The sequence below is a fragment of the Bradyrhizobium sp. Pa8 genome (assembly GCF_052588265.1).
In genome coordinates this window covers 705428-719096 of record NZ_CP176767.1, presented here as the reverse complement: position 1 = coordinate 719096, position 13669 = coordinate 705428, and the positions used below count along the sequence as shown (strand labels likewise).

13 protein-coding genes are annotated in these 13669 nt (G+C 64.9%); 7 read left to right on the top strand and 6 right to left on the bottom strand.

The window, feature by feature from the left end:
- Positions 1–42: 42 nt before the first annotated feature.
- Complete coding sequence (locus ACKWRH_RS03375; RefSeq protein ID WP_196236584.1) at positions 43–315, top strand: GlsB/YeaQ/YmgE family stress response membrane protein; 273 nt, start codon at positions 43–45, stop codon at positions 313–315.
- A 127-nt stretch (positions 316–442) separates the two neighbouring features.
- Here ACKWRH_RS03375 and ACKWRH_RS03370 read toward each other — a convergent pair whose 3' ends face one another.
- Positions 443–1228: an SDR family NAD(P)-dependent oxidoreductase gene (locus ACKWRH_RS03370; RefSeq protein WP_445219311.1), complete on the bottom strand. Its 786-nt coding sequence runs from the start codon at positions 1226–1228 to the stop codon at positions 443–445.
- A 260-nt stretch (positions 1229–1488) separates the two neighbouring features.
- Here ACKWRH_RS03370 and ACKWRH_RS03365 point away from each other — a divergent pair, with 260 nt between their 5' ends.
- From ACKWRH_RS03365 to ACKWRH_RS03355, 3 genes are read left to right on the top strand one after another with little or no spacing between them, the layout of a single operon-like run.
- A complete protein-coding gene (locus tag ACKWRH_RS03365) occupies positions 1489–2550 on the top strand; it encodes an acyl-CoA dehydrogenase family protein (protein ID WP_445219310.1) in 1062 nt (353 codons plus the stop codon).
- An 18-nt stretch (positions 2551–2568) separates the two neighbouring features.
- Positions 2569–3729, top strand: coding sequence for an acyl-CoA dehydrogenase family protein (locus ACKWRH_RS03360; RefSeq protein WP_445219309.1), 1161 nt, complete (start codon positions 2569–2571; stop codon positions 3727–3729).
- Between the two features lie 17 nt (positions 3730–3746).
- Positions 3747–4559: an enoyl-CoA hydratase/isomerase family protein gene (locus ACKWRH_RS03355; RefSeq protein WP_445219308.1), complete on the top strand. Its 813-nt coding sequence runs from the start codon at positions 3747–3749 to the stop codon at positions 4557–4559.
- A 203-nt stretch (positions 4560–4762) separates the two neighbouring features.
- Here the strand turns inward: ACKWRH_RS03355 and ACKWRH_RS03350 are convergent, their stop codons facing one another.
- The 3 genes from ACKWRH_RS03350 to ACKWRH_RS03340 form a co-directional block, all read right to left on the bottom strand.
- Positions 4763–5515, bottom strand: coding sequence for a hypothetical protein (locus ACKWRH_RS03350; RefSeq protein WP_445219307.1), 753 nt, complete (start codon positions 5513–5515; stop codon positions 4763–4765).
- A gap of 2 nt (positions 5516–5517) precedes the next feature.
- Positions 5518–6306: an enoyl-CoA hydratase gene (locus ACKWRH_RS03345; RefSeq protein WP_282520274.1), complete on the bottom strand. Its 789-nt coding sequence runs from the start codon at positions 6304–6306 to the stop codon at positions 5518–5520.
- Between the two features lie 184 nt (positions 6307–6490).
- Positions 6491–7699, bottom strand: coding sequence for an ABC transporter substrate-binding protein (locus tag ACKWRH_RS03340; protein ID WP_028151369.1), 1209 nt, complete (start codon positions 7697–7699; stop codon positions 6491–6493).
- A gap of 274 nt (positions 7700–7973) precedes the next feature.
- Here ACKWRH_RS03340 and ACKWRH_RS03335 point away from each other — a divergent pair, with 274 nt between their 5' ends.
- Positions 7974–8825 carry a thermonuclease family protein gene (locus ACKWRH_RS03335; protein ID WP_445219306.1) on the top strand — a complete coding sequence of 284 codons (852 nt, stop codon included), beginning with the start codon at positions 7974–7976 and terminating at the stop codon, positions 8823–8825.
- Between the two features lie 134 nt (positions 8826–8959).
- Positions 8960–10351, top strand: a complete 1392-nt coding sequence (locus tag ACKWRH_RS03330) for a M48 family metalloprotease (protein ID WP_028151370.1) — start codon at positions 8960–8962, stop codon at positions 10349–10351.
- Positions 10352–10531: 180 nt separating this feature from the next.
- Here the strand turns inward: ACKWRH_RS03330 and ACKWRH_RS03325 are convergent, their stop codons facing one another.
- Positions 10532–10927, bottom strand: coding sequence for a c-type cytochrome (locus tag ACKWRH_RS03325; RefSeq protein WP_445219305.1), 396 nt, complete (start codon positions 10925–10927; stop codon positions 10532–10534).
- A gap of 70 nt (positions 10928–10997) precedes the next feature.
- Positions 10998–12326 carry an MFS transporter gene (locus tag ACKWRH_RS03320; RefSeq protein ID WP_445219304.1) on the bottom strand — a complete coding sequence of 443 codons (1329 nt, stop codon included), beginning with the start codon at positions 12324–12326 and terminating at the stop codon, positions 10998–11000.
- Between the two features lie 182 nt (positions 12327–12508).
- On the opposite strand from ACKWRH_RS03320, the gene cyoA reads away from it, so the two are divergent.
- Positions 12509–13669: a ubiquinol oxidase subunit II gene (gene cyoA / locus ACKWRH_RS03315; RefSeq protein WP_445219303.1), complete on the top strand. Its 1161-nt coding sequence runs from the start codon at positions 12509–12511 to the stop codon at positions 13667–13669.

The following is a 13669-nucleotide window of genomic DNA, read 5'->3' as shown; positions in this document are numbered from 1 at the left end:
TCGAACCTTGATCTACGCGTTCTCGGGAAGGGGAGCACTGACATGAGCATGGGTGGCCTGTTGTGGATCATCGTCGTCGGCTTCGTCGCCGGCCTCATCGCGCGCTGGCTGGCGCCGGGACCGAACAACCCGAGCGGCTTCATCCTCACCACCATCCTGGGAATTGCGGGTGCGTTTCTCGCGACCTTCATCGGACAGGCGATCGGGCACTATAGCCCCGACCAGGGCGCCGGCTTCATCATGGCCACGATCGGCGCGGTGGTGGTGCTGTTCATCTGGCACCGGCTGGTCGCGAGCGGCGTAATAAAAGGATAGCGGTGCGGGACGTCGGGCACGACGCCGCCCCCGCACTCCGTCATTGCGAGGAGCCCTTGCGACGAAGCAATCCAGACTGTCCGCGCGGACGCTCTCTGGATTGCTTCGCTTCGCTCGCAATGACGAATTAAGTAATCAAATGCATCCCCGCATCCATGCGCACGACCTCGCCGGTCATGTTGCTGGACGCCGGCATCGCCAGGAAGCAGACGAGCTGCGCGATGTCATTGGCGGATGATGCGACCTTGAGCGGCACCTTCGCCACCACGCTGTCGCGCACCTGCTTGGCGCCGGCCTCGCCGCGGCCCTTGGTGAACCAGGGCGTGTCGATATAGCCGGGACACACCGTGTTGACGCGGATCAGCGGCGCCAGCGCGCGCGACAGCGACAACGTCATCGTGTTGAGCGCGCCCTTGCTCGCGGCATAAGCGATCGATGAGCCGACGCCGCTGATGCCGGCAACCGAGGACACGTTGACCACGGCGGACGGCCGCTCCGAAGCCTTCGCGCCGGCCTCGAGCAGGCTGCGTGCTGCGCGCACCATCTGGAACGGGCCGATGGTGTTGACACCGTACAAGCGCTGGAAATCTTCAGCCGACAATCCATCGAGATCGGCATGCGCAACATGCTTGGTGATTCCGGCATTGTTGACGAGCACGTCGAGCCGGCCCCAGCCGCTGGCTGCCGCAACGATCTTGCGGCAATCCTCGTCGCGCGAGACGTCGCCCTGCGCGACCAGAACTTCCGCCGCCCCCGCCTTGCGGCAGAGTTCGGCCGTGGCCTCGGCTTCCTTCTGGCTCGAGGAATAGTTGATGACGAGCCGCGCCCCGGTCCGCGCGAGAATTTCCGCGGTCGCGGCACCAAGTCCGGATGCGGACCCCGTCACGATTGCGCACAAGCCGTCTTTTGCCATCCGGATTTCCTTCCCCTTGATTGAATGCGAGCCTTGAGCAGCTGGCCCTGTTTAGCGAGTTTGCCGCGCCCTGCAAATCGAGCAAACTCCGCTAAGCGGAATTAGTCCATAGCAGCTCTTGCGCCCATGCCGGAGCCGCAGATGGGCCTGCGGTCAACGCTTGTCAGGGCCATGGCTTTTTCGGATCATCGGGCGCAAGAAGAGACCGCGCGCCGCGCCGACCGGACGGACCGCGCCAATGGCAAAACACGGGGAACGCTGTGGCGGAGAGTGACAATATCGTCGTCGAGACCGCGGAGAAAATCTTCGCCGATCTCGCCGATCCTCAGACCATCAACAACAACAAGAAGGGTTCGTGGCAGGCGCCGCTGTGGCAGGCGCTGAGCGAAGCCGGCTTGCCTTTGTCCTGGGTGCCTGACGATCTCGGCGGCTCCGGCGCCAGCCTTGCCGACGGTTTTGCGCTGCTGAACGCCGCCGGCCGCTTCGCGGTCGCGGTTCCCCTGGCCGAAACCATGCTGGCGGGCTGGCTGCTGGCGCAGGCGAAGATCGCCTCACCGGAAGGTGAGATGACGGTGCTGCCGGCGAGCCCGAAGGACCGCATCACGCTCGATGCCGACGGCGCGCTCTCCGGCCGCGCCCGCGGCGTGCCCTTTGCCAAGGCGGCGAAGCACTTTGCGGTGCTGGCGCATGGCAAGGACGGCGTTTCCATCGCGCTGGTCGATGCGAGCAAGGGCCGGATCGAATCCGGACTCAACGTCGGCTACGACCACAGCGACACCGTGACGTTCGACAAGGTCCAGCCCGTCACCGTAAAGCCCGCGAAGGACTTTGACCAGAACACCCTCATGCTGATGGGCGGCGTTGCGCGGAGCCTTCAGATCGCCGGCGCGCTGGAAGCGATGCTCGACATCTCCGTGCGCTATTCCAACGAGCGCGTCGCGTTCGAGAAGAAGATCTCGAAGTTTCAGGCCGTGCAGCACAATCTCGCCCGGCTCGCCGGCGAATCCGCCGCCGCGCTTGCGGCCGCGACATCGGCGGCCGACGCGATCGCAAACGCAAAGTCATTCGACGACGAGGTCTACCTCGAAGCCGCCTCGGCAAAGATCCGCTGCGCGGAAGCCGCGGAGAAAGGCGGCGCCATCGCGCATCAGGTGCACGGCGCCATCGGCTTCACCAGCGAGCACATCCTGCACCGCTTTTCGCTGCGGGCGCTGGCCTGGCGCGACGATTTCGGTTCGGAGAGCCACTGGGCCGTCGAGCTCGGCAAGCTGGTGGCCAACCGCGGCGCCGACGAATTGTGGCCGCTCGTGGCTTCGCGCTGATCAGGGGACGAGACAACAATGACCGCTGCCCTTCGTTTCGATCCGATCCGTCTGCCCGAGAAGTGCGAGCAACTGCGCAACGAAGTGCGCGCCTTCCTCGCCGAGGAAATCGCCGCCGGCACCTTCGATCCGCACAAGCCCAACCGCGAGGACACCGACGCGCCGGAATTTTCCCGCCGGGTCGGCGCCAAGGGCTGGCTGGGGATGACCTGGCCGAAGAAGTATGGCGGCCAGGAGCGCTCCTTCCTCGAGCGTTATGTCGTCACCGAGGAGATGCGCGTCGCCAACGCGCCGACGCGGCGCTTCTTCGTCGCCGACCGCCAGAGCGGGCCGGTGCTGATCAAATACGCGCCCGAGCATATCAAGATGGATATCCTGCCGCGGATCTGCCGCGGCGAGATCTGCTTTGCGATCGGCATGAGCGAGCCGAACTCCGGCTCCGACCTGTTCGCGGCGAAGACGCGCGCGACCAAGACCGACGGCGGCTATCTCATCAACGGCACCAAGATCTGGACCTCGTCGGCACACATCGCCGACTACATGATCGCGATCTTCCGGACCTCGCAGCCGACCAAGGAAAACCGCCGTCACGGCCTGACCCAGTTTCTGGTCAAGATGAAGCAGCCGGGCATCCAGGTGAACCCGATCGGCCAGATCACCGGCCAGTACGAGTTCAACGAGGTCGTCTTCACCGACTTCTTCGTGCCCGATGATCACGTGCTCGGCGAAGTCGACGGCGCCTGGAAGCAGGCGACGAGCGAGCTCGCCTATGAGCGTTCCGGCCCCGAGCGTTTCCTCGAGACCTATTACGTGCTGACCGAGCTGGTGCGCGCGGTCGGCCCCAACCCGGACACGCGCAGCGCCGAAGGCATCGGCCGTCTCGTGGCGCAGCTGCACACCATGCGGCGCATGTCGGTCTCGGTTGCGGGCATGCTGCAGGCCGGCAAGGAGCCGGTGGTGGAGGCGTCCATCGTCAAGGACATCGGCACGGTCTGGGAGCAGCAGCTTCCGCACCGCGTGCGCGATCTCGCCGCCTTCGTCGAGGAGACCGCGACCAACCGCGAGACGCTGGAGCGGCAACTCGACTTCGCCATCAAGACCGCACCGAAACTCACCATCCAGGGCGGCACCACCGAGGTGCTGCGCGGCATCATCGCGCGCGGACTTGGTTTGCGCTAATTCAATCGAGGATCGTCATGAGCACCTATAAAGATATCGGCGTCGAAAAAGTTGGCCACGTCGGCACCATCGAGATCCGCCGCCCGCCGCTGAACTTCTTCGACATCTCGCTGATCAACCAGATCGCGGATGCACTCGACGAGTTCGATCGCGACATCGAGATCCGCGCATCCGTGCTGTCGGCACAAGGCAAGGCATTCTGCGCCGGCGCCAATTTTGGCGATCCGGCGCGGCAGGCGCAGGAGGCGCGCGAGGCCGAGAAGAAGGGCGACCCGGCCGACAACCTCGGCCCGATCAACCATCTCTACATCCAGGCCGTGCGTATCTTCCGCGCCAAGAAGCCGATCGTCGCCGCCGTGCAGGGCGCAGCCATTGGCGGTGGGCTCGGTCTCGCAGTATCGGCCGACTTCCGCGTCACCTGCCCGGAAGCGCGCTTCTCCGCCAACTTCACGAAACTCGGCTTCCATCCCGGCTTCGGCCTGACGGTGACGCTGCCCGAGCTGATCGGCAAGAACAACGCCGAGCTGATGTTCTACACCAGCCGCCGCGTCACCGGCGAAGAGGCGGTGAAGTGGGGCCTCGCCAACGAGCTGGTGCCGCAGGACCACGTGAAGGCGGGCGCGATGAAGCTCGCCGCCGAGATCGCCGAATGCTCCCCGCTCGGCCTTCTGTCCACCCGCGCCACGATGCGCGCCAACCTCGCCGACCGCGTGATGGCCGCGACCAATCACGAGCTCGGCGAGCAGACGCGCTTGCGCGCGACGGAAGACTTCAAGGAAGGCGTCAAGGCCACCGAAGAGCGCCGCGCGGCGAATTTTAGGGGACGGTGATTGCCGCAGGGTCTCGCCGTATCACTCTAGCGCTTTCACAAACTCCCTTGTCGTCCCCGCGAAAGCGGGGACCCATAACCACAGGGAGTGGTCGTAGCGCGAGCTGACAACTCCGAGTCTTCGCCAAATTACTCCCTGTGGTTATGGGTCCCGGATCTGCGCTTCGCTTGTCCGGGACGACAGCCGGTGTGTGTGGCAATCGCTCAAGCTACAAGCCGAAACGTCACCCCGCCGAGCAGGAACTCATTGCCGGCAACCGCGAGCCCTTTTGCCTTCGCGGCATGCAGCACGCTCGCGACATCCGCCACCCGAAACTCCAGCGCGCTCATGATCTCGCTGGCGCCCTTCACGAAGCGGAAAGTGGCATTTGGCAGTTTCAATTCGACATCGCCAGTCGGTACGACCCCGATGATCTTGCCCCAATGTTCCGCGAGCCCCTGAGGATCCGGGCTCTGCATCTCCACGCCCGTCAGCGCCTGCGTCACGTCCTTGCGGATGAACTTTTGCCAGTCCGGCCCCGCGGGCGGATACGGCCCAAAAATATCGTCGCTGCCTTTGGTATGGTTGAACTCGATGAAGGCGGCGCGGCAGTCGCGGGGGTGGAGCTGCACGCCGTGATAGGGCGCGTGGTCGATCACGTTGGCGGTGCGCACGCCCATCGCGTTGGCGTTGCGGCCGCGTTCGTCCGGATCGTTGCAGCAGAAGATCGCCATATAGCCGCCGCGGCCGCCGGTCTTCTCGATGAAGCGGCCGGCGGTGGTGCCGCCCTTGAACGGCGCGACCACCTCCAGCAGGATCGTGTCGACCGGGAGCAGCGCGTTCTCCAGGCCGTATTTGGCGACATTGCCATCGCGGTAGCAGACGTCGAGGCCCATGATCCCGGCGATGTCGGAGACCACAGGCGCGAGCTGCGGCGCGACGAGACAGATCTGCCGGAGCCGCATATAGGGCGCCATCGTCACGCGCCCCTAAAGGTCGGCTTGCGCTTCTCGACAAAGGCCTTCGCGGCTTCCTTGTGATCCTCGGTGTCGCTGCAACGGGTGTGATGGATTGCCTCGCCGTCGAAGCAATCTTCCAGCGCCAGATGCTCGGCGTTGTTGATGTTGCGCTTGATGAAGCCGAGCGCGATTGATGGGCCCTGCGCCAGCGACAGCGCGAGCTCGTGCGCGGCCGTGTCGATCTCGGCGTCGGGCACCACCTTCGTCACCATCCCGATCGCATGCGCCTCCTTCGCCGTGAGCACCGGCGACATCAGATAGAGCTCGCGCGCCCGCGCGCTGCCGAGCAGCTGCGTCAGGAAATAGGTGCCGCCATAGTCGCCGGAGAAGCCGACCTTGGCGAAGGCGGTCGTGATCTTGCAGGATTCGCTCGCGATGCGCAGGTCGCAGGACAGCGCCATGGAAAGGCCGGCGCCGGCTGCCGCGCCGTCGAGCTGCGCCACCACGGGCTTCGGCATCTGGTGCAGGATGCGCGAGACCTCCATGCCGCGGCGCAGGTTCGCCATTTTCACTTCGAACGGCAGCGGCGCACGGCCTGCCGCCATCGACTTGACGTCGCCGCCGACGCAGAACGAGCCGCCTGCGCCTTTGAACAGCACCGCGCGCACCTCGGGATCGTCGGCCGCGCGCCGCGCGGCCTCGACTAATCCTGCGACCATGTCGGGGTTGAGCGCGTTCTTCCGCTCGGGGCGATTCATCGTGATGGTGAGCAGCCCGCCTTCGAGCTTTTGCAGGACCATGTCGTTCATGGGTGTTCGCCTCTTTTCTGTGGTGCTACTCTCTCACTTCGTCATTCCGGGGCGCGCGAAGCGCGAGCCTGGAATCCATTTCTCGACAGTCACTGCGGCCCGATGGATCCCGGGTTCTCGCTACGCGAGCCCCGGGATGACGACCTGTTGTTGGGCGCGTTGGCCGTCACGACGACTCACGTCGTCATTTCTTCACCAGCGGGCAGCGCGACTGCTCCAGCGACTGGAACGCCTCGTTGCCGGGCACGGTGGCGAGCAGCTTGTAGTCGTCCCAGCGGCCCTTGGACTCCGACGGCTTCTTGACCTCGAACAGGTACATGTCGTGGATCATGCGGCCGTCCTCGCGGATCTTGCCGTTCTTGGCGAAGAAGTCGTTGATCGGAGTCTCCTTCATCACCTTGATGACCGCGGCCGAGTCCGTCGTGCCCGCCGCCTTCACGGCCTTCAGGTAATGCGTGACGGACGAATAGACGCCGGCCTGCGCCGAAGTCGGCACCCGCTTGGTGCGCTCCATGAATCGCTTCGAGAAGGCGCGCGTGTCGTCGTTGAGGTCCCAGTAGAAGGCTTCGGCGAGCAGCAGGCCCTGCGCGGTCTCCAGCCCGATCGAATCGATGTCGGAGACGAAGGCGAGCAGCGGCGAGACCTTCTGGCCCCCCTTGGTGATGCCGAACTCGGCCGCCTGCTTGATGGCGTTGACGGTATCGCCGCCGGCGTTGGCAAGGCCAATCACCTTGGCTTTGGACGCTTGAGCCTGGAGCAGGAACGACGAGAAATCCGACGTGTTGAGCGGATGGCGCACGGCTCCGAGGACCTTGCCGCCGGTCTTGGTGACGACAGCGCTGGTGTCCTTCTCCAGATCCTGGCCGAAGGCGTAGTCGGCGGTGAGGAAGAACCAGCTGTCGAGGCCGGACTTCACGGCGGCAAGACCGGTCACGTTGGCCTGGCCGTAAGTGTCGAACACGTAGTGAATGGTGTAGGGACCGCAGGCCTCGTTGGTGAGACGGATCGAGCCCGGGCCGTTGAACATGATGATCTTGTTGCGCGCTTTCGCGATCTCGCCGGCTGCGAGCGCAGTGGCCGAGGCCGCGACGTCGTAGATCATTTCGACGCCCTGGTTGTCGAGCATGTCGCGGGCGATGTTGGCGGACAGGTCAGCCTTGTTGAGATGGTCGGCCGCCAGCACCTGGATCTTGCGTCCCAGCACCTCGCCGCCGAAATCTTCGACGGCCATCTTGGCCGCGGTCTCGCTGCCGGGGCCGGTGATGTCGGCATAGAGGCTCGACATGTCGAGGATGCCGCCGATCTTCAGCGGCGGCTTGTCCTGGGCCTGCGCGGCGGCGCTCGCACTCAGGGCAAACGCTGCGGCAAAAATGCCCGACAAAATATGCTTCATCGAAAAAGACCTCCCTTATCGCGCCGTACTCTGATGGCGGCTTGGTTATCGTTGTTGCCGCGATCATGCCGCATGCGCGATACGGCAGCAAGCGCGAGGGACGTTGCGGCAGCACGATTGCCGCGCATGTTTTCCGCAAAGCGGAATGGAAATTGAGCCGCACCTGCTTCCACGCGTCATTGCGAGCGCAGCGAAGCAATCCAGACTGTCGCCGTGTAAAGACGCTGGATTGCTTCGCTGCGCTCGCAATGACGGAGTGTGAGGCAGAAGCGAAGTGTCACACGACGACTGCCCCCTTTCGTCATTCGCCACGTTTGGGTTAAAGCTAAGGCGTAACGCAACCTCTCCGGGTCATGTGACGCAACGGCTTCACCTCATCGTCGCATTTCTTCTCGTCGTAGGTCACACGGCGTTCGCCGCGCCGTGCCAATTCGAGACTCAGGGCGAAGGCCGCGTCGCGGCGATGGTCGATGCCCGCAGCGTGCGTCTCGATGACGGCCGCGAGGTCCGCCTCACCGGAATCGAACCGACCGCGACGACGAAGCAGGCACTGACCTCGCTGCTCGTCGGGCGCGACGTGAGTCTGCGGAGCGCGGACGACACGCCCGACCGCTACGGCCGCCAAGCTGCGTTCATATTTGCCGGCGACAGCGACATCTCCGTGCAGGCCGCGCTGCTCGCCCAGGGCGACGCCCTCGTCTCCGCCGAGATCGCGGACAAGGACTGCGCGGCGGCCTTGATGGCGGCGGAGACCGAGGCACGGCGCCAAAAAAAGGGCAACTGGGCTGACCCGTCGGCCATAAAAAACGCGGAAAGTCCGGACGATATTTTGGCGGGGATCGGGCGCTTTATGGTGGTCGAGGGCAAAGTCCTGTCGGTCCGGCAAGCTGGGGCAATGACCTACCTCAACTTCGGACGGAACTGGACACGCGGCTTTGCTGTGACTATTTCAAAGCGCACGCAACCCGCGTTCGAAAACGCCGGGATCACTCTTAAGTCCCTGGAAAATCGACGCATTCGCGTCCGGGGCTGGGTCGAGGGGAATACAGGGCCGCGCATCGATGTGCGCCTTGCGGGGCAGGTCGAGTTGCTGGGCGCAAACGAGCCGACAGGGGTAAGGCCCTAAAACGGGCCAGGCACGGGTTAAGCGACGTGAATGGGGTGCTAGAACGGCACGTATGGAGTGAACGCCGCCGCCTGCGGGCTGCGCCGGCCGCGCTGTGCCTCGTGCTGGGCTCAGCCCTTGCCGGTTGCGGCGACATGAACCGGTTCCAGACTGCGGCAGCCCCGCCGACCGTGGCGATGCCCAAGCCGAAACCGGCCGTCGCGCAGACCCCCGCCACCGAAAAAGAGCACGAGCGCATCCTGGCGAGCTACGGCGGCACCTACGACGACCCCAGGCTCGAATCGCTGGTCAGCAAGACCGTCGACCGGCTCGTCGCGGCGTCCGACCGCCCCGACCAGGGCTATAAGGTCACCATTCTCAATTCCGGCGCTGTGAACGCGTTCGCGCTGCCGAACGGCCAGCTCTATGTCACCCGCGGCCTGCTCGCGCTCGCCAGCGACACCTCCGAATTGTCCTCCGTGCTCAGCCACGAGATGGCGCATGTGCTGTCCAAGCACGCCGCGATGCGCGAGGACCAGGCGCGCCAGGCCGCGATCGTCACCCGCGTCGTCACCGACATGAGCAACGATCCCGATCTCACCGCGCTTGCGCTGGCCAAGACCAAGCTCACCATGGCGAGCTTTTCGCGCAACCAGGAGTTCGAGGCCGACGGCATCGGCGTCGGCCTTTCCGCCAAGGCGCATTTCGATCCCTATGGCGCCGCCCGCTTCCTCTCGGCGATGGAGCGCAATGCCGAGCTCAAGGTCGGCAAGACCTCGCTCGATCCGCGCGCGCAGGATTTCACCTCGTCGCATCCGGCCACCCCCGAGCGCGTGCAGAATGCGCAGACCATCGCGCGGCAATATGCGGCGCCCGAGGGCGCCGAGCGTGACCGCGAGACCTACCTCGCCGCGATCGACAACCTCGTCTATGGCGAAGATCCCAGCGAAGGTTTTGTGCGCGGCCGGCGTTTCCTGCACCCGAAACTCGGCTTCACCTTCCAGGCGCCGGACAATTTCACGCTCGACAACACCGCGCAGGCGGTGATCGGCGTGCGTGACGGCGGCTCGCAGGCGATGCGCTTCGACGTCGTGAGGGTGCCGGCCGAGCAGTCGCTCGGCGACTACCTGAATTCCGGCTGGATGGAGGGCGTCGAGAAGGCCTCCACCGAAGACATCACCATCAACGGTTTTCCGGCCGCCTCCGCCACCGCCAAGGGCGATCAGTGGCAGTTCAAGGTCTATGCGTTGCGCTTCGGCAGCGACGTCTATCGCTTCATCTTCGCGGCAAGGCAGAAATCGACCGAGAGCGAGCGCAACGCGCGCGAGACCGTCAATTCGTTCCGCCGCCTGACGCTCGACGAGATCCAGGCCGCGCGCCCCCTGCGCATCAAGGTCATCACCGTGCAGCCCGGCGATACCGTGGAATCGCTCTCCCACCGCATGGCCGGCGTCGATCATCCCGCCGAGCGCTTCCGCGTGCTCAACGGGCTCGATCGCAACGCTCAGGTGAAGGTACGGGATCGCGTGAAGGTCGTGGCGGATTGACGCGCGCCAAGCGCGCGTCAATCCGGGGCGCGCTTAGCGCGAGCCCGGGATCTCGAGCCACAAAGACAGTGCCGTAGGGTGGGCAAAGGCGCGTAGCGCCGTGCCCACGATCCGCCAATGATAGCGACAGATGGTGGGCACGCTTCGCTTTGCCCACCCTACGAGACCTGCTCTGCCGACCTACCGCGCCTTTTCCTTCAGAAACGCGATGATATCAGCACGATCCTGCGCGTCCGGGACGTCGAAAAACATCTTGGTTTCCGGCACCATGGCCTGCGGTCCGGCCAGCCATTTGTCGAGATTTTGCTCGGTCCAGACGATCCCTGAGTTCTTCAGATCGGCCGAATAGTCATAGCCGGGCACGCTGCCCGCCTTGCGACCGACCACGCCCTTGTGCATCGGGCCGACAGCGTTCTCATTGATGGAGTGACAATCTGCGCAGCCCTTGTAGAGCGTTTGGCCGCGCGCGACGTTGCCGGTGGCGTGGGCGAGCCCGGTCGAGAAAACAATCGCGACGATGGTGAGGACCAGGCTTGCAAAACTCTGCTGGTGGACGGGATTGGACCGGACGTTCATGGGATCTCCTGCTTGCGTCGCCGCAAACAGGATCGCCCGGCCTGAATTTTATTCCCGTCCGAGGGACGCTTTAACCGCCCGCGTCCATGTCGCCCGCCTCGCGCTGGCCGCTGAGCCAGAGTGCGAGCAGCGTCCAGAACGCGCCTGACAGCAGATACGCACCCGATGCGATGACGCCGAGATTGGTGGCGAGCAGAAGCGCGACCAGCGGCGCGAAGCCCGCGCCGAACAGCCAGGCCATATCCGAGGTCAGCGCGGAAGCCGTGTAGCGGTACGCCTGCCGGAAGTTCGAGGCGATCGCGCCCGAGGACTGGCCGAAGGAGAGACCCAGCAGGATGAAACCGATCACCATGTAGATGGTCTCACCGAACGCGCCGGCATCGAGCAGCTGCGGAGCAAAACCGCTGTAGATCGCGATCGCAATGGCCGATCCCATCAGCAGCGATTTGCGGCCGACGCGGTCGGCGATGATGCCGGAGGCCACGATCGCCGCGACGCCGAACACGGCGGCGACGATCTCGATGATCAGGAAGCGCACCGGGCTTTCGCGGGTGAACAGGAACACCCAGGACAGCGGAAACACCGTGACCATGTGGAACAGCGCGAAGCTCGCGAGCGGCGCGAATGCACCGAGCATGATGTTCTGGCCTTCGCGCGCGACGGTCTCGGAGATGCGCGCGGGCTGCAATTCGCGGGTCTCGAACAACGAGGCATATTCTTCGGTCGTCACCATGCGCAGGCGCGCGAACAGCGCCACGACGTTGATGGCGAAGGCGACGAAGAACGGATAGCGCCAGCCCCAGTCGAAGAAGTCGTCGGCCGAGAGGTTGCCGGCGAAATAAGCGAACAGCGCGCTCGCCACGATCAGGCCGAGCGGGGCGCCTAATTGCGGCACCATCGCATACCAGCCGCGCTTGGAGGGTGGCGCGTTCAGGGCCAGGAGCGAAGCCATGCCGTCCCAGGCGCCGCCCCAGGCCAGACCCTGCGCGATACGCGCCAGCGCCAGCAGCCAGATCGCGGCAACGCCGATGTCGTGATAGCCGGGCAGGAATGCGAGCGCGACGGTGGCGGTGCCGAGCAGAAACAGCGCCGAGACCAGCTTGGCGGTTTTGCCGTACTCGCGATCGACCGTCATGAAAATGACGGTTCCGATCGGCCGGGCCACGAAGGCCAGCGCGAAGATCATGAAGGAATAGAGGGTGCCGGTCAGCTCGCTGGTGAACGGGAACACCAGGCGCGGGAATACGATCACTGAGGCGATCGCGTAGACGAAGAAGTCGAAGAATTCCGAGGTGCGGCCGATGATGACGCCGATGGCGATCTCGCCGGGACTGGCCTGGTCGTGGCCGTGCTCGCCCGAGTGGAGGTCTGCCATTGCGGGGGTCTGTGCCGTCGCCATTCGTGCGCCCTTAACGTCCTGAAAACCAAAGCCGACCGCCCGGCGGGGCGCCAGGCAATCTGCCCCTGTCTGACCCAACATTCCGCACTGCAACATTGGACAAATTGTCCAATGTCCGGATTGCTGCGCCGCAGCTACCCCTTGGGCCCGCAAAGGAAACTCATTCTCATAAGGCTCGGCCCGTGTCCCGTCTCAAGATCCTGGCGCTGCTACCTCTGGCAGCTGCGCTCAGCGGCTGCAACTATGTCGTGCTGGCGCCTGCCGGCGATATCGCAGCGCAACAGCGCGACCTCGTCATTATCTCCACCGTCCTGATGCTCCTGATCGTCGTCCCCGTGATGGCGCTCACGGTGCTGTTTGCCTGGCGCTACCGCCAGTCCAACACCTCGGCCCGCTACGAGCCGGATTGGGACCACTCGACCAAGCTCGAGCTGGTGATCTGGTCGGCGCCGCTGCTGATCATCATCTGCCTGGGCGCGCTGACCTGGATGGGCACGCATCTGCTCGACCCCTACCGCACGCTCGGCCGCATCCATGCCGACCGCGCCATCGACCAGTCCAAGGCCCCGCTCGAGGTCGACGTCGTCGCGCTCGACTGGAAGTGGCTCTTTATCTATCCGGACTACGGCATCGCCACCGTCAACGACCTGGCCGCTCCGGTCGATCGTCCGATCAACTTCCGCATCACCGCGTCTTCGGTGATGAACTCGTTCTACATCCCCGCGCTCGCCGGCCAGATCTACGCGATGCCGGGCATGGAGACGAAGCTCCACGCCGTGGTGAACCACGCCGGCACCTACAAGGGCTTTTCGGCGAACTACAGCGGCGCCGGCTTCTCCGGCATGCACTTCAACTTCCAGGGCCTCGACGACAAGGGCTTTGACGCCTGGATCGCCAGCGCCAAATCCGCCGGCGGCTCGCTCGGCCGCGCCGAATATCTCCAGTTGGAGAAGCCCAGCCAGAACGAGCCGGTGCGCCGCTACGGCACCATCGATTCCGATCTCTACCGCCTGATCCTCAACATGTGCGTCGAGACCGGCAAGATGTGCCAGAGCGAGATGATGGCGATCGACGCCAAGGGCGGCAACGGCCATGAGGGCCTGAACAACACCCTGCCGCTGGCCTACGACAAGTACGCCCGACGCGGCACCGTGCTCGGGCCGGAGCCGACCTTCGTCGCCGGCACCTGCACGCCCGATGCGCCGCAGGGCAAGACCACCGCCTCCATCACGGCACCACTCGACACCGCGCCGCTTACCGGCGCCGGGCTGAAGCGGCCGACTTTCGCGCCGCTGAAGTCCTCGTCCTTCTTCCTCGGACTACGTCCGAAGTCAGACTCCTAA

Bases quoted from the DNA above. Each gene is read 5' to 3' on its own strand.
- ACKWRH_RS03320 (WP_445219304.1), bottom strand. From the start codon at position 12,326: ATGGCGACGGCACAGACCCCCGCAATGGCAGACCTCCACTCGGGCGAG.
- ACKWRH_RS03340 (WP_028151369.1), bottom strand. From the start codon at position 7,699: ATGAAGCATATTTTGTCGGGCATTTTTGCCGCAGCGTTTGCCCTGAGT.
- ACKWRH_RS03375 (WP_196236584.1), top strand. From the start codon at position 43: ATGAGCATGGGTGGCCTGTTGTGGATCATCGTCGTCGGCTTCGTCGCC.
- ACKWRH_RS03330 (WP_028151370.1), top strand. From the start codon at position 8,960: ATGAACCGGTTCCAGACTGCGGCAGCCCCGCCGACCGTGGCGATGCCC.
- ACKWRH_RS03345 (WP_282520274.1), bottom strand. From the start codon at position 6,306: ATGAACGACATGGTCCTGCAAAAGCTCGAAGGCGGGCTGCTCACCATC.
- ACKWRH_RS03370 (WP_445219311.1), bottom strand. From the start codon at position 1,228: ATGGCAAAAGACGGCTTGTGCGCAATCGTGACGGGGTCCGCATCCGGA.
- ACKWRH_RS03355 (WP_445219308.1), top strand. From the start codon at position 3,747: ATGAGCACCTATAAAGATATCGGCGTCGAAAAAGTTGGCCACGTCGGC.
- ACKWRH_RS03325 (WP_445219305.1), bottom strand. From the start codon at position 10,927: ATGAACGTCCGGTCCAATCCCGTCCACCAGCAGAGTTTTGCAAGCCTG.
- ACKWRH_RS03350 (WP_445219307.1), bottom strand. From the start codon at position 5,515: ATGGCGCCCTATATGCGGCTCCGGCAGATCTGTCTCGTCGCGCCGCAG.
- ACKWRH_RS03360 (WP_445219309.1), top strand. From the start codon at position 2,569: ATGACCGCTGCCCTTCGTTTCGATCCGATCCGTCTGCCCGAGAAGTGC.